The following is a 15928-nucleotide window of genomic DNA, read 5'->3' as shown; positions in this document are numbered from 1 at the left end:
CCTCTAGTCCCCCTGTGGTGCCGCATTCCGTTGCGACGAGAACCGCCCCGCCACCGCGGCCAAGCGCTGCAGTACCGGCTGCGGAAGAACACGTGCGACGAAGACCATCGCCTTTTGGCTCGTCGTCAACGGCCACGCGCCGTCGCGCATGGACCCCTGCCGGGGTATGCCCAACACGATCCGCGACATGTGGTGCATACCCGACGCGGGCAGGATCCTGTTGGCCACCAACAGCATCGAGGCGTCCGGCCCGATGCCCCGACGGCGGAACGCTCCCCGGTCCTCGATCGCCTTGAGCAGGCCGTCGGTGAACCGCTCGGGTGCGCGGGCCATCTTCATCGCGAAGCGCCCGCGGCTGTTCATGGTGTTGTGCAGCCGGGCGTACGGGCCGCCGAAGTCGCGGTTATCGGTGGTGCCGGCGTCGGTGATGATCTCGGTGTCATAGGTACCGGCCACCAGAACCGTCACACCGAGACCGAACGGCGCGATCTCACACGCCATCGATTCCCCCCACCGCTCCAGCGCTCCCTTGGCCGCCGAGTACGGCGCGGTGGCCGGCTGGCCCCGCACCCCGGCCGCGCTGGACACCAGCACGATGCGCCCCTCCCCCGCCGCCCGCATCGACGGCAACAACGCCTGGGTGAGCAAGACGGGGCCCAGGACGCTGGTGGCGAACATGCGCTGCCACAACGCCATATCGGTCTCCTCCACCATTCCGGCGGCCGAGATGCCCGCGTTGTGCACCAGCGCGTAGGGTGCGCCGACGGCCTCTTCGATCGACTTGGCCGCCGCGGCGATCGATGCGCTGTCGGTCAGGTCGAGCTGCACACCGATCAACCGTTCGTCGCCGGGGGGCGCGAACCCCTGTTCTTGAATAGCCTGGCGCAGCAACGGCATTCCCTGGTCGGGGGTGCGCATCGCCGCGACCACGCGCCACCCCTCCCGGTACATCCGCACCGCCGAGGCGAAGCCCAGTCCGCGGGACGCACCGGTGATGACGACGGTGCGCGGCTCAGCCACGCTGGCCCGCATTGTGGTCCTGGACAGCACACGCACCCTCGCCCGGCGGCGGAGGATCGACGTGCGGGCGTCCGTTGGGCTCCCCGCTCGCCCAGGTTGACCAGATGCCGACCGAATACGGGCCTTGGGCGCCCGCCTTCTCGTAGAACCCTTGCGGGTCATAGACTTTGGCCTCCGGATACGGCCACGGGCAGGCCACCGACGTGGCGGCATGACTGGCTTTGATGGCCCAGAACCAGCCACCGTAGGCGAAATACGACACGTTGATGATGACGAACATGACCACAAATGTGCCCAGTACCGGCCGCGCGGGGAACAACTTCGCTTTGGCGGCAAGCTTTTCCGCCACCGACCTACCGGTGTCGTCGCGATAGCACAGGATCGCCGCGGGGACCATCACAAAGCACACCGAGAACGACTCCCAGATCAACGGGAACTGGAAGGTGGTGCCCGTGAACACCGATCCCCACGGGATCACCTGCGAGTAGATGTACATGCCCCAGTGGATCAGAATGTTTTCCAGGAAGGCATCGAAGATAAAACCGATCACCAGCGTGATCAGACCCAGACAGACCAGGGGATGGCGCGACACATAACCCGTGGGCCCATACTTCGCCTGCAGCCTGCGCAGCAACCACACCGCCGGGAAGTAGGGGCCGAAGTAGAACATCACGTAACCGAAGACCACGAACGGTTCGACCGTCGGCGATAACGACACCAGCGGCCAGGATTCCGGCCAATGCACGAGGTCGGGGTTGTAGACGGCGAACGGCGACCAGTTCATGATCGGGTCCTGCCAGACGATCAGCGTGGTGCACAAGAACATCAACATCACCGGGCTACCGGGATTGCGGCGCCAGCCCCTGATGAAGACGATCAACAGCACGATCAGCGCCACCACCGTGGCCCAGTCCAGGAAGCCGATGTAGTCCAGCCCGAACGTGAACTTCACCGGGCGCGGCCGGCCCTGAACGCCTGCGTTCGCGACGCGTGGGTCAAGGGCCACACGGCAATTCGCGATGAAGAACAGCGCGAACGCGGCCAGCGCGGCGCCGGCGATCCACCCGCCCCAGCTGCGCTTGGGGCCGCCCGGCGCGGCGAGCTTGTCGTTCGTCGTCAGCGGTATCGACTGCTCCGTGGCCATCAGTCTTCCTCTCCGAACCGATCCACCAGGTGCGAGTTGACGCCGTCGGCGTCGAGCGTCCGGGCCACCAGATAGCCGGCGCCCATCCAGGCGCGGCGCGTCCACTTGCCGAACGACACCCGGGTGCCGGGTGCGCCGGAGGCCGCCGGCATCATCTTGACCCGCTCCAGAGCCTCTTTGACGCCCCGCGGGCTCAACGGATGCGCGTCGGTGAACGCGCGCACTAGGGTCGCCGCGACGTCGCGGTTGACCACGGTCACACAGAACTCCGGGCGACTGCCGTTGTACCTCTTGGCGTATCTGTCGAGGAAGTCCTGGCCGATCCGGTTCGCCTCGTCGTACTGGTCCACACCGGTCCAGCCCACGAACGCGTTCCACATGATCGGATTGACCCAGGCGTTCTGCCACGCCGTGGTCGTGAAGCGGGGCGGGTCCCAGCCGAGCGACTCGAGCGCCGGATTGATGAACACGATGCCGAAGCCGAAGCCCAAATGCACGATCGCCTCGGCCTTTGCCTCGTGCAGGGTCCGCACCGCGGCGTTGATGTCCTGAGCCGTCTGCGCGATGGCGACCTCCGCGACAATCCGAATTCCCTTGCGCCGACACGCACTTCGCAGATTCTTCAGATAGCTCTCCCCGATCAGGCTCTGCTCGACCAGCACCCCGATCTCGGCGAGCCCGCGTTTGGCGATGAGGTCGGCCAGGAAGATCGGCTCGTCGGTCATGGAACCCTGGGGGAAGGCGAAGGTCCACTCGCCCAGCCAGTCATCGGTGCCGGTGACGCTGATCGCGGGAACCTTGAATCGCTCCTCGATCGCTTCGCGCAGCGGCACGCAGTTGTCGGTGATGTTCGGACCGAAGACCACCAGGCAGCCCTCGTCGACCAGTTCGCCATACGCATCGATCACCGCCTTGACCGAACCCTTGGGCAAACCCTCCACCTCGCGATAGATCATCTGCACCGGCCGGTCCATCAGGCCCTGGGCGACGGCCTCTTCGAAGATGAGCTCGAAAGTCTGGGTGAAGGAAGCGAACAGCTCCTCGGGAAAACCAGGCGGGAGCGTGAAGTCCATCAGGTAGCCGACCTTGATCGGCTCTGCGCTGCTCTCGTAGGACATCCGACCTCCTAGGTGAAACCGCACGCGCCGATCCGAAAAAACCTAATATTTGTTCAGACCCTAGCGGGGGCGGTATGCAGCGTCAATCATCGAACCCGCCGGACGCGTCGGACCCGCCGGCCGCGAGATAAATCTGGATCATTTCGCCCAGCGCCTTGCCCACCGCCGCGTCGTCGGTCAGCGGGCCCGCGATCGCGGCCCGGGCCGCTTCGCGCATGCTCAACCCCTCGGCGACCAGCCTCCCCGCGGCGATCAGCACCCGCGTCGACGCCACCTCACGCAGCCCGCCGGTTTCCAGCCGGCGGATGGCCTGCCCGAAGCGGACCAGCTCGGCGGCGGTGGCCCGGTCGACGCCGGCCTCGTGCGCGACGATGTCCTCCTCGATATCGGCTGCGGGGAAATCGAATTCGATGGCCACCATCCGCTGCCGCGTCGAATCCTTGAGGTCCTTCAGCACGCTCTGATAGCCGGGGTTGTAGGACACCACCAGGCCGAAGCCCGGCGCCGCATCCAGCGTGACGCCGAGCCGCTCGATGGGCAGCTGGCGCCGGTGGTCGGCGAGCGGGTGCAGCACCACCGTCGTGTCCTGCCGCGCTTCCACCACCTCGTCGAGGTAGCAGATCGCGCCCTCCCGCACCGCCCGGGTCAGCGGGCCGTCCACCCACACCGTCTCGTCGCCGCGCAGCAGATACCGGCCGACCAGGTCCGCGGTCGTGAGGTCGTCATGGCAGGCGACGGTGATCAGCGGGCGGCCCAGGTCGTGGGCCATCGCCTCGACGAAACGCGTCTTGCCGCACCCCGTCGGGCCCTTCAGGATCAGCGCCAGGCCTTGCCGGTAGGCCGCCTTGAACACGGCCTCTTCGCTGCCGACCGCTTGGTAGTAGGGCCGCGCGGGCTCCCCCTCCGGGGTCCCCGGGTTGAAGTAAGCAAGCCGCGACTCGTTGGCCATAGCTTCCCTTCCTCGGTGATTGGAGCCTATCCGGAACAGATGTTTGTTTCAAGCCGTGTGCGCGGTGCCGACGTCGCTTCGGTGCGCCAATGACGTTCTGGGACTTGGCATCACCGATATCCTGCGGCGTACCTCCGCCGATCGCAGCGCAGAGCGAAACAGCGGCCCGATCACCCCGGCGAGCTGGCCGGGTCGCGCGATCGTCGCGTGCGCCGTGCTGCCGAACACCCGGCGCAGCGACCGCACGTCGGTTCCCGCGCCGATCGTCAGGCATACGCATCCGGTCCCCCGGCGGCGGGCCTCGGTGAGCGCGCGGCGCGCGTCCGCGGCACCGTATGCCCGCTCGTAGCCATGGTCATAGGCCAGCCCGTCGGAGAGCACCACCAGCAGCCGACGTGACGTGCCGCCGCGCGCCTCCAGCGTCGCGGCGCCGTGGCGGATCGCCGCGCCCAGGCGTGAATACGCGCCGGGTTGAAGGCTGTTGAGCCGCCTGATCACCTCGGTGTTCAACGGGTCGTCGAACCGCTTGACCGGCACCATGCTCACCGCGCGCCGGCCCTGCGAGTAGTAGGCGTACAGCGCGACGCGGTCCCCGAGGTCGTGCAGCGCCACGGTCAGGTGGGCGACCGCCGCGCGTTGTTGTTCGTGCACCGTGCGCCCGACCGTTCCGGGTTCGCCCGCCGAGCCCGACACGTCGAGCAGCAGCAGCACCGACAGGTCGCGCCGGCGGCGAAGGCTGTCCAGGTAGACGGCCTCGTCGGGCGCCGACCCGGCCCGCACTTCGACCCGGGCTTCCACGGCGGCGTCGATGTCGATGTCGTCGCCCTGCGCCTGCCGGTGGCGACGGTGCAGACCCATGCCGAGCCGCGACAGCGGGCGCCGCACCCCGATGGCGTCGTCAATGGCTTGCGTGGCCGACGAGTTGATCTGCGGCTCGACCTCACGCACCGTGCACCAGGCCGGCCGGTAGCTCTTGCGCGCGACGTCCCATTCGGGATACCGCACACCGTCCGCGGCGGTTTTCCCATCGTGGTCGGAGTCCCCGTCGTCGTCGCCGGAGGTCGACGCCAGCGATGTGACGGCGTACGCGCCGCGCTTGCCGGAGCTGGTGCGATGGGTCGGGGTATCCGCGCCGGGTGGGCCCCCGCCGCTTCCCATCTTGCGCGTCGACGAGAGCATCTTCTTCAGCCACTTGCCGATGACGCCGCCCCCGCCCACCGGGCTGGTGAACAGGTCGGGATCGTCGGAATCGTCCACCTCGCCGTCGTCGAGCTCCTCGAGTTCCGTTGCGCCATCGCGCCGCGGCGCATGCCAGGGCCTCTCCTGTTCCTCGTGCTCGGCCGCCCGGGCGCACGCGGTGACCACCTTCGCCGCGCGGATCACGCCGAACTCCGGTGCCGGGTCCCCGAGCGCCTCCCGCGAGGCCGCGATTGCGAGTGACGCGTGGGGCGAATCGCTGCGACCCGCGATGCCCCGATCGCCCAGCGACGCCAAAACACCTGGCAGCAAAGGCGCGTTCGCGACCAGCGCGCGGTGTCCCTCGACCGCCAGGTAGCGCTTGGCCAGCTTGCGGTGCCGCAGCAAGGCGCCAGCCACATCGGGATGCAGGCTGCCGGCGGCGATCATCGACGCCTGCACGGCCACGGCCTGAAGTTGCGCGAGCGGACCGGCGGCGGCGTCGACGAAAATCGTCTGGCCATCGCTCCACGCCGGTTCACCGGGTGAGAGCCCGTCGACCGCGACGGCTCGGCCCGCCAGCGCGGAGGCGAGCATGCCCAGGACCTGCAGTCGGTCGGCACGGGCGTCGTCCCGCACGCTCCACCTCCGATTGACCAAATATCTGTTCCACCGTAGAGTCCGGCGGCACGGCAGTCAATGAGTCAGGAGCGCACGATGATTGACTTCACCGGCCAGGCGGCCGTGGTGACCGGAGCCGGTCGGGGACTCGGTCGGCTGTACGCCCTGGACCTGGTCCGCCGCGGGGCATCCGTGGTCGTCAACGACCTCGGCGGCTCGATGCGCGGCGACGGTTCCGACAGCGGCGTCGCCGACGACGTGGTCGACGAGATCACGAAGGCCGGTGGCACAGCGATCGCCTCGTACGACTCCGTGGACAACCCGGCGGGCGGGCAGGCGATCGTCGACGCCGCGGTCGACGCGTTCGGACGCCTCGACGCAGTAGTCAGCAACGCCGGCATCTTCGGCAGCGCGCCCTTCGAGGACCTTTCGCACGACGACTGGACGCGAATGCTGCGCGTGCATCTCGACGGCGGCTTTCACCTGGCCCAGCCCGCGTATCGCGTGATGAAGAACAACGGGGGCGGACGATTCGTGTTCATTTCCTCCTCCGCCGGAATCTTCGGTCAGCCGATGGAGGCCCACTATGCGGCGGCCAAGGCCGGCTTGGTCGGATTGACGAACGTCATCGCCATCGAAGGCGAGGCGCACGGGATACTCGCCAATTCCGTTATGCCAACCGGCTTCTCGCGAATGGTCAGCGAGACTGTCGGCGACGAGAAGTTCCTCGCGGAATCGGGTTTCATGCAAGCCATCCGGCCAGAGCTCGTCGTACCGCTGGTGACGTTTCTGGCCAGCACCGCTTGCACCTTCACACACCGCAACTATTCGGCGGCCGCGGGACGTTATGCGCGGGTGTTCGTCGGACTGACCGAAGGCTGGCTCGCCGACGCCGAGAGCCGGCCGGCGGCCGAGGACATCGAGGAGCATCTCGAGCAGATGTCATCGACGGAAAAGTTCATTGTGCCCGCGTCGATCGTCGATGAGGTGTTGGAAGTGTGTGAGCGACGCGGTGTCAGCCCGATGCCGGATAACGCCGAGATCGCATTCCCCGAGCCCGAAAGGAGCTGAGCGTGCACGACGAACTGCGGCACCTCGCGGCTGCGCGCACGGCGGTCGACGTCATTGACCAACTATCCGCTCAACCGTAAAGTCCGGCTTGGCCACAACGTTTTCCGACGCTAAAGACAAGAGCAACGTGGACTTTTCCTACCCGGCGGACGTGGAACGATTCCGTATCGAGCTACGTGACTGGCTGTCGCGGAACCTGACCGATGAGCTGGTGGCGGCCCGCCGGCCCACCGGCCGCGACGACGCCGCGTTCGAGATGCTGCGCGCCTGGAATGCGACGATGGCCGACGCGGGCTGGGCGGCCGTCTCGTGGCCTCCGGAATACGGCGGGCGCGGCGCGACGGTACTCGAGCAACTCGTGTACACCGAAGAGACCACCCGGGCGCGAGCTCCCATGCCGCTCAACGTCATTGGGTTGAACAACATCGCGCCAGCCATCATGGAGTACGGCACCGAGTCGCAGAAACGCACCCTGCTCCCCCGCATGATGCGCGCCGATGACATCTGGTGCCAGGGGATGTCGGAGCCCGAAGCGGGCTCCGACCTCGCGGCGCTGCGTACCCGCGCCGCGCGCGACGGTGACGACTTCGTCGTCAATGGCCAGAAGATCTGGACCTCGCTGGGCCATCGGGCCGACTGGTGTCAGCTCTACGTGCGCACCGATCCCGAGGCGCCCAAACACAAGGGGATCTCCTGCCTGATCGTCGACATGACGCTGCCGGGCATCGAGGTTCGCCCGCTGGTCACGCTCAACGGCGAGGCGGACTTCGCCGAGGTGTTCTTCCATGACGTGCGGGTGCCGGCGGACGCATTGCTCGGGCCGTTGAATGCGGGCTGGCAGGTGGCCACCACCACGCTCAGCCACGAGCGCGCCGGCGCGGCCAGGCTGTATGCGGAGATGCAAGTCCGGCTCGAGGAGCTGGTCAACGACCTCGCCGCGGCCGGCGGCGGCGCCTTGGACGATCCGGTGACCTTGCGGCGGCTCGGCGAAATCGCGGTCCGCATCAAATATCTCGAAGTCCTGTGCCAGCGGTCGATCTCGGCGACGCTGCACGGCGGCGACGGGTTCGGGTCGGCCAGCCTCGCCAAGACCGTGTGGGGTGAGATCGGCCAGGACCTGGCCGCGCTGGCCTTCGACGTGCTGGGTACCGGCGGCACCGGGGCGCCGTGGGCGAACTACCGCCTGACGTCGCGGTCGCTGACCATCGCGGGTGGAACCACACAGATCAACAAGAACATCACCGCGCAGCGGGTGCTGGGGTTGCCGCGGAAATGAACCTCGAACTCACCGACGAACAGGTGGCGCTGCGCGACACCACGCGACGCTTCCTCGCCGAGAAGGCACCGATCGCAGGACATGTGCGGACGTTGCTCGACGATCCGACCGGAACGGACGAGGCGGTGTGGCGCGGCCTCGCCGAGCTGGGAACCACGGGCCTGCTGGTGCCCGAGGAGTACGGCGGTGCCGGCATGACGATGGTCGAGGCCGGCGTCGTCGCCGAAGAACTGGGCGCCGCGCTGCATCCGGGGCCGTGGTTGTCGACCGCGGTCGCCGCCGCGCGCACGCTGACCCGGCTCGGGGCAAACGACATCGCGCCGGAGTTGTTGCGCGGCATAGCCGATGGCAGCACCGTCGCGACCGTCTGCTTTCCGGACTCGGCGACCACCCCGGTGGCCGCGAGCCGGCGCGGTGACGCGATCGTGCTGCACGGCGAGATCGCCGCGGTGCCCGACGCCGCGGCCGCCGATGTTCTGCTCGTGGTCGCCGAAGACGACCACGGCACCGCGCTTTTCGCGGTGCGGTCCGGCTCGTCCGGGTTGTCGGTCGCGCCCGAGCACGGCATCGACCCGACCCGCAAGCGGTTCGGCGTCACCTTCGACGCCGCGCCCGCGCGACGGCTCACCGCCGCACGCGCCGCCGACCTGGCCGCGGTGATCGACGACGTGCTGATCGCCACCGCGGCCGATTCGCTGGGCGCCGCGCGCGCGATCATGGGGCTGGCCGTCGAATACGCCAAAAACAGAACGCAATTCGGTCAGCCGATCGGTTCCTTCCAGGCCGTCCAGCACCTGTGCGTGGACATGTACGAGACGGTCGAGCTGGCCCGCAGCGGCGTGCTCCACGCGTTGTGGGCCAGCGACGCCCGCACGCAACCGGACGGTCAATCCGGCGAGGAGCGCCACCTTGCCGCGGTGCGGGCGAAGGCGTTCGCCGGGCGGCTGGCCACCGTGGCCGACACCGCCATTCAGGTGTTCGGGGGAATCGGTTACACCTGGGAACACGATGCCCACCTGTACCTCAAGCGCCTGCTGAGCTGGAGCGCGTTTCGCGGCGCTCCCGACGAGTACCTCACCGAACTCGGTGCGCGCCTTGCCAAGAGAGGCAGTCAGTGATGGAGATCGAGTACCTGCTCACCGCGACCCCTTCGGCGCGCAAATCGCTCGACCTCGACGCGCCGGTCGACCTCGACGACATCCGCGACTGCCTGCGCATCGCCCTGCAGGCCGCGAACGGGTCGAACGCCCAGTCGTGGCGCTGGCTGGTGATCTCGGATCCGGCGCTGCGCACCACGATCGCCGAACTGTACCGGCAGGCCTACCTGCTGCGGGTCGGCGGACAGCTGGTCGCCGACCTGATGCCCGCGGGAACTCCGGAGACCCGCGTCATGTCGTCGACGGAGTGGTTGGTCGAGAACATGGCGCGGGTGCCGCTGCTGGTAATCCCTTGCTATGAGCCCTATTTGCCTCGCATCGAGGGCGACGAATCGTTTCACCTGGCCACGCTGTACGGCTCGATCTTCCCGCCGGTATGGAATTTTCAGCTGGCCCTGCACACCCGGGGATACGGGACGTGCATCACCACCCTCCACCTGCATCACGAAGAGGAAATCCGGAACCTGCTCGGCATTCCGCCGACCTATGTTCAGGGCTGTCTCTTGCCGGTGGGCCGCCTGCGGGCCGGCCGCACGTTCTCACCGGCGCGACGGCGCCCGCTCGAGGAGGTGGTCGCGTGTGACCGGTGGGACGGTCCGGCGCTCTAGAATGGGGCTTTCACCGCTTTGTGCAGCGCATTCACCGCGCCCAGTCTGATAGCCTCTAACAAAGATTTGGTTCGGTAAGAGAGGACGAATGCGAATGCTCGCCGACCCGCAGTCGTCCAGATCCGCGCACCGCTGACCATGGCCAGGGCCGAGTCATTGCGCGCCGGCGGCACAGCTGAATCCCCGACGCGTCGCGCCGAAATCCTCGCCACCGCCGCCTCATTGATCGCATCCTCGGGCTTGCGGACGTCGCTGCAGGAGATCGCCGACGCTGCAGGCATCCTTCCCGGCAGCCTGTATCACCATTTCGAATCCAAAGAGGCCATCCTCGTCGAGTTGATCCGCCGCTATCAGGACGACCTGGAGCGCATCGGGCGGGCCGCCCAGGCGAGATTGGACGAACCCGACGCCCGTCCGGTCGAAGAACAGATCATCGAGCTCGGGTCGGCGATCGCGCACTGCGCCGTCGACCACCGCGCGGCATTGCAGATGTCGTTCTACGAGGGGCCGAGCACCGACCCGGAACTGATCAAGCTGACCCAGCAACGGCCCGCGGCGATCCAGGAGGCGATGCTGCAGACGCTGCGCGCTGGCCGCTGGAGCGGCTACATCACACCCGACATCGACCTTCCCACGCTAGCCGACCGGATCTGCCAGACCATGCTGCAGGTGGGGCTCGATGTGATGCGCCACAAATCCGCGGCCGACCAGGTGGCCGGACTGCTGTGCCGAATCATTTTGCAGGGCTTGGCAGCTCGGCCGCCGACCGACGCGGCACTGGATCGCTCGAAAGCGTTCACCGCCGCCGATGACGTCATCGCGACATGGTCCGACGACAGCGACGCGGACCCGAGCGACAAGGCAGCGGCGGTGCGGGCGGTGGCGCGAGCCGAATTCGGCCGCCGAGGATACGAGGTCACCACCATCAGGGACATCGCCTCGGCGGCCGGCCTTGGCACCGGAACGGTGTATCGCGTGATCGGCTCGAAGGACGAACTGCTCGCGTCGATCATGGAATCCTTCGGCAGGAAGGTCGAGGCGGGCTGGGTCAGCGTCCTGCGCTCGGATGCCACCCCGGTCGAAAAACTGGACGCGCTGAGCTGGGTCAACATCAACGCGCTCGACCGGTTCTCCGACGAGTTCAGGATTCAGCTGGCCTGGATGCGCCAATCACCCCCGGACACGCCGAATCCGGGCTGGCTCTACGCCACGCGGCTGCGGCAGATGAAAACGCTGCTATCCGAGGGCATCCGCTCGGGAGAGATCGCGATCGACGCCCCCTCCACCGCGATCCTGGCGCGCTGCGTCATCGGCCTGCAGTGGATACCGGAAAACATCCTCGCCGAGATCGGCAAGCGCGCAGCCTTGGTGCACGCGCGCGACACCGTCCTGCGCGGCGTCGCGGTCCGCGGCAAGTAGCACCCGATTAACCCGCCCCGGTATTGAACCAAATAACTGTTACCCATACAGTTGAGCAGTTAGAACCGCGTTGGCATTATCCGAGAAGGGGATTTCCATGACCATTGTCGATCGGTTGCGCTACGACGGCAAGCGCGCTCTCGTCGTCGGCGGCGCGACTGGCATGGGCGCCGCGGCGGCCAAATCAGCGGCCGAGTTGGGCGCCGAAGTGATCGTGATGGATTACGCGCCGGTGATCTACGACGTCGCCAAGGCCATCCAGGTCGACCTGCGCGACACCGCGTCGATCGACGCCGCGGTCGAGCAGCTGGACGGTCCGGTCCACGCGGTGTTCTCGGCCGCGGGCATCGCCGACGGGACCACCGATCTGATGGCGATCAACTTCCTCGGTCACCGGCACCTGATCGAGCGCCTGCTGGAACGCAACCAGCTTCCCTCCGGCTCGGCGATCTGCTTCATCTCCTCGGTCGCCGGCATGGGCTGGGAGAACGACCTGGACCTGCTGAACGAGTTCCTGGCCACCCCGGACTTCGCGTCGGCTCAGGAATGGGTCAAGGCGCACGAAGCCGAGGGCATCATTCACTACGGGTTCTCCAAGAAGGTCGTCAACGCCTACGTCGCCACCCAGGGCTACCCGCTGCTGAAGAAGGGCATTCGGATCAACGCCATCTGCCCCGGTCCCACCGACACCCCGCTGGCGCAGTCCAACGCCGACCTGTGGCTGACCTTCGCGCAGGACTATCGCGACGAGACCGGCTCCAAGGTGCACACCCCGGAGCAGATGGGCGACGTGATGGCGTTCCTCAACAGCGCCGCCGCGTTCGGGATCAGCGGCATCACGCTGCTGGTCGACTACGGGCACACGATGGCGTCGCTCACCAACGCCTACCCGCCGGGCAAGCCGATCATCGACATCATCATGGGGCGCGTGAAGCTTTAGTGGTGATCGCGAGCGCGGCGTAGCCGGGCGAAGCGGGTCGCCACCAGGTAGGGACTAGCGGCTCGCCCCCGCCACTCGCTGACGTCGGTACCGTCGGACGCATGGCACGCATCATCGTCTTCGGCGGGCACGGCAAGGTCGCGCTGCAGCTGGCCCGCGCCCTGACCCAGCGCGGCGACCGGGTGACCTCGGTCTTCCGCAACCCCGACCACTCCGACGATGTGGCTGCCACCGGCGCGACGCCGGTCGTGGCCGACATCGAGCGGCTCGACACCGACGCGCTGGCCGATCTGGTGGGCGGGCACGACGCGGTCGTCTTCTCCGCCGGCGCGGGCGGCGGCGACGCGGCGCGGACCTACGCCGTCGACCGCGACGCGGCGATCCGGGTGATCGACGCCGCCGGACAGGCGGGCGTCAAGCGGTTCGTGATGGTCTCCTACTTCGGCGCCGGCCCCGACCACGGTGTTTCCCAAGACAATTCGTTCTTCCCGTACGCCGAAGCCAAGGCCGCCGCCGATGCCCACCTGCGCGACAGCGACCTGGACTGGACGGTGCTGGGTCCGGGCCGGCTCACGCTGGAACCGGCCACCGGCAGGATCGTCGTCGGGCGCGGCACGGGTGAGGTGTCCCGCGCCGACGTCGCGCTGGTCGCCGCCGCCGCGCTCGCCGACGATTCGACCATCCGGCGGACCATCGAATTCAACAACGGCGACGACGCAACCGCGCTCCCGATCGCGCAGGCGCTGGCGGGCTGACTACACTCCATTTCGCAGCTGGTCTGCCGTCGCCACACAAGTGGCGCCGGCATCGAGCGAGGCAACGTTAGTAACGCTTCGCGAGAGGGAACCCGGTGAGAATCCGGGACTGTCCCGCAACGGTATGCAGGAACGACCGCCGTCAGAGTTTTTGGCAAGCACTGGTCGCAAGACTGGGAAGCGACGGCCATTAGGAGCACCAGCGAAGTGCGCGCCTGCGAGTCCGGAGACCTGCCAGCTGTGCCGGGCGCGCCGCGTCCGGCGGCTCATCGCCTCGAGGAATGGGCGTTAGGCTGCAGCCGTTGCGGTTGGTACCCGGGTACGCACCGCTAACGGATCGGCTGCACGTCCGCCGGCGATGACCACCACGTCGATTGAAGGACGAATATCGTGACCCCTCAAGCATTCACCGCCACGGTTGTCGGCTCGCCCCGCATTGGCCCCAAACGCGAACTCAAGCGCGCGACGGAAGGCTATTGGGCCGGCCGCACCAGCCGCGCCGAGTTGGAACAGGTGGCCGCCACCCTGCGGCGCAACACCTGGAAACACCTGGCCGACGCCGGGCTGGACTCGGTGCCGGTCAACACCTTCTCCTACTACGACCAAGTGCTCGACACCGCGGTGATGCTCGGTGCGTTGCCGGCCCGGGCCGCGCAGGTTGCCGACGACCTGGATCGCTACTTCGCCGCGGCGCGCGGCAACCAAGACGTCGCGCCGCTGGAGATGACCAAGTGGTTCGACACGAACTACCACTACATCGTTCCCGAGATCGGGCCCTCGACTACGTTCTCGCTGAACCCGGACAAGGTGATTTCGGAGCTGAAAGAGGCTCTGGGACAGAACGTTCCGGCGCGTCCGGTGGTCATCGGCCCGATCACGTTCCTGCTGCTGAGCAAGGCGGTCGACGGCGGGCGCGCCCCCATCGAGCGGCTGCAGGAGCTGATGCCGATCTATTCAGAGCTGCTCTCGCTGCTGGCCGACAATGGCGCGCAGTGGGTGCAGCTCGACGAGCCGGTACTGGTCACCGACATCTCCCCCGACGCGCCGGCACTGGCCGAGGCGGTGTACAACGCGCTGGGCAAGGCCAGCAACCGTCCCGCCATCTACGTCGCCACCTACTTCGGCGACCCGGGTGACTCGTTGGGGGCGCTCGCCCGCACGCCCGTCGAGGCGATCGGCGTCGATCTGGTCTACGGAGCCGACACCGCGGTGGCGGCGGTGCCCGAGCTCGCCGGCAAGACGCTGGTCGCCGGTGTGGTGGACGGACGCAACATCTGGCGCACCGACCTTGGGGCGGCCCTGGGCAAGCTGGTGACGGTGTCGAGTTCGGCGGCGCACGTGGCGGTCTCGACGTCCTGCTCGACGCTGCACGTGCCGTATTCGCTGGAGCCGGAGACCGGGCTGGACGACGCGCTGCGCAGCTGGCTGGCGTTCGGGCAGGAGAAGGTCGCCGAGGTGGTGACGCTGGCCCGCGCCCTGAACGAGGGCCGCGACGCGGTCGCCGACGAGATCGCGGCCTCCGACGCCGCCGTCGCCTCCCGCAACGAGGATCCGCGGCTGCACGACGACGATCTCCGGACCCGCATCGATTCGATCGTCGCGTCGGGTTCACAGCGGGGTGATGCGGCGCAGCGCCGCGCCAGCCAGGAGGCGCGCTTGCACCTGCCGCCGTTGCCGACCACGACGATCGGGTCCTTCCCGCAGACCGGCGAGATCCGTAAGGCGCGCGCCGCTTTGGTCGCCGGCGAGATCGACGAAGCCGAGTATCGGCGGCGGATGAAGCAGGAGATCGCCGACGTGATCAGGCTGCAGGAGGACCTCGGCATCGACGTGCTGGTGCACGGCGAGCCGGAGCGCAACGACATGGTGCAGTATTTCGCCGAGCAGCTGGACGGCTTCTTCGCGACCAAGAACGGGTGGGTGCAGTCCTACGGCAGCCGCTGCGTGCGCCCGCCGGTGCTCTTCGGCGACGTGATCCGCCGGCACCAGATGACGGTCGAATGGGCCAAGTACGCGCAGTCGCTGACCGACAAACCGGTCAAGGGCATGCTGACGGGTCCGGTGACGATCCTGGCGTGGTCGTTCGTCCGCGACGACCAGCCGCTGGCGGACACGGCCAACCAGGTGGCGCTGGCCATTCGCGACGAGACCGTGGACCTGCAGGCGGCCGGCATCGCCATCATCCAGGTCGACGAGCCGGCGCTGCGCGAGCTGCTGCCGCTGCGTCGCGCCGACCAGGAGGCCTATTTGCGTTGGGCCGTGGGGTCTTTCCGCTTGGCCACCTCCGGCGTCGCGGACTCCACGCAGATCCACACCCACCTGTGCTACTCGGAATTCGGTGAGGTGATCGGGGCCATCGCCGACCTGGACGCCGACGTCACATCGCTCGAGGCGGCCCGCTCGCGCATGGAGGTGCTCGACGATTTGAACTCGATCGGCTTCTCCAACAGCGTGGGTCCGGGCGTCTACGACATCCACTCGCCGCGGGTGCCGAGCACGAACGAGATGGCCGAGTCGCTGCGGGCGGCGCTGCGGGCGGTGCCGGCCGAGCGGCTGTGGGTCAACCCCGACTGCGGGCTGAAGACGCGCAACCCCGACGAGGTCAGCGCGTCGCTGAAGAACATGGTCGCCGCCGCGCACGAGGTGCGGGCAGACGCTTAGGGTTTCGCGAGCG

Annotated in this window: 13 protein-coding genes and 1 riboswitch; of the genes, 8 read left to right on the top strand and 5 right to left on the bottom strand. The window is 67.9% G+C overall.

What is annotated here, in order from left to right:
• Window positions 1-3: 3 nt before the first annotated feature.
• The 5 genes from AC5Y5B_RS05485 to AC5Y5B_RS05465 form a co-directional block, all read right to left on the bottom strand.
• Window positions 4-1020: an SDR family NAD(P)-dependent oxidoreductase gene (locus AC5Y5B_RS05485; RefSeq protein ID WP_500004236.1), complete on the bottom strand. Its 1017-nt coding sequence runs from the start codon at window positions 1018-1020 to the stop codon at window positions 4-6.
• Window positions 1013-2164 (bottom strand): spirocyclase AveC family protein, encoded by a 1152-nt coding sequence (locus tag AC5Y5B_RS05480; RefSeq protein ID WP_500004234.1) that lies wholly within the window; start codon window positions 2162-2164, stop codon window positions 1013-1015. Before AC5Y5B_RS05480 ends, AC5Y5B_RS05485 begins: the two co-directional genes overlap by 8 nt.
• Window positions 2164-3282, bottom strand: a complete 1119-nt coding sequence (locus AC5Y5B_RS05475) for an ABC transporter substrate-binding protein (RefSeq protein WP_500004232.1) — start codon at window positions 3280-3282, stop codon at window positions 2164-2166. Before AC5Y5B_RS05475 ends, AC5Y5B_RS05480 begins: the two co-directional genes overlap by 1 nt.
• An 82-nt stretch (window positions 3283-3364) precedes the next feature.
• Window positions 3365-4231, bottom strand: a complete 867-nt coding sequence (locus AC5Y5B_RS05470) for a CbbQ/NirQ/NorQ/GpvN family protein (protein WP_500004230.1) — start codon at window positions 4229-4231, stop codon at window positions 3365-3367.
• A gap of 48 nt (window positions 4232-4279) precedes the next feature.
• On the bottom strand, window positions 4280-6046 hold the full coding sequence (locus AC5Y5B_RS05465) for a nitric oxide reductase activation protein NorD (protein WP_500004226.1): 1767 nt from the start codon (window positions 6044-6046) through the stop codon (window positions 4280-4282).
• 78 nt (window positions 6047-6124) lie between these two features.
• On the opposite strand from AC5Y5B_RS05465, the gene AC5Y5B_RS05460 reads away from it, so the two are divergent.
• The 8 genes from AC5Y5B_RS05460 to metE all read left to right on the top strand — a co-directional run bounded on the left by AC5Y5B_RS05460 (window position 6125) and on the right by metE (window position 15915).
• Window positions 6125-7099: an SDR family NAD(P)-dependent oxidoreductase gene (locus AC5Y5B_RS05460; RefSeq protein ID WP_500004224.1), complete on the top strand. Its 975-nt coding sequence runs from the start codon at window positions 6125-6127 to the stop codon at window positions 7097-7099.
• A gap of 127 nt (window positions 7100-7226) precedes the next feature.
• Window positions 7227-8375, top strand: coding sequence for an acyl-CoA dehydrogenase family protein (locus AC5Y5B_RS05455; RefSeq protein ID WP_112634205.1), 1149 nt, complete (start codon window positions 7227-7229; stop codon window positions 8373-8375).
• A complete protein-coding gene (locus AC5Y5B_RS05450; RefSeq protein WP_500004222.1) occupies window positions 8372-9493 on the top strand; it encodes an acyl-CoA dehydrogenase family protein in 1122 nt (373 codons plus the stop codon). Before AC5Y5B_RS05455 ends, AC5Y5B_RS05450 begins: the two co-directional genes overlap by 4 nt.
• Complete coding sequence (locus AC5Y5B_RS05445; protein ID WP_112634207.1) at window positions 9493-10140, top strand: nitroreductase family protein; 648 nt, start codon at window positions 9493-9495, stop codon at window positions 10138-10140. The genes AC5Y5B_RS05450 and AC5Y5B_RS05445 overlap by 1 nt, the downstream gene beginning before the upstream one ends.
• 138 nt (window positions 10141-10278) lie before the next feature.
• Window positions 10279-11559, top strand: a complete 1281-nt coding sequence (locus AC5Y5B_RS05440) for a TetR/AcrR family transcriptional regulator (protein WP_500004220.1) — start codon at window positions 10279-10281, stop codon at window positions 11557-11559.
• A 97-nt stretch (window positions 11560-11656) separates the two neighbouring features.
• A complete protein-coding gene (locus AC5Y5B_RS05435; RefSeq protein WP_500004218.1) occupies window positions 11657-12499 on the top strand; it encodes an SDR family oxidoreductase in 843 nt (280 codons plus the stop codon).
• 101 nt (window positions 12500-12600) lie between these two features.
• Window positions 12601-13254 (top strand): NAD(P)H-binding protein, encoded by a 654-nt coding sequence (locus AC5Y5B_RS05430; protein ID WP_500004215.1) that lies wholly within the window; start codon window positions 12601-12603, stop codon window positions 13252-13254.
• 13 nt (window positions 13255-13267) lie between these two features.
• A riboswitch (cobalamin riboswitch) is annotated at window positions 13268-13497 on the top strand.
• 147 nt (window positions 13498-13644) lie between these two features.
• Window positions 13645-15915 (top strand): 5-methyltetrahydropteroyltriglutamate--homocysteine S-methyltransferase, encoded by a 2271-nt coding sequence (metE, locus tag AC5Y5B_RS05425; protein WP_112634211.1) that lies wholly within the window; start codon window positions 13645-13647, stop codon window positions 15913-15915.
• Window positions 15916-15928 lie beyond the last annotated feature (13 nt).

The sequence above is a fragment of the Mycobacterium sp. NGS33 genome (genome assembly GCF_059812885.1).
This window is presented reverse-complemented; position numbering and strand designations above follow the sequence as displayed.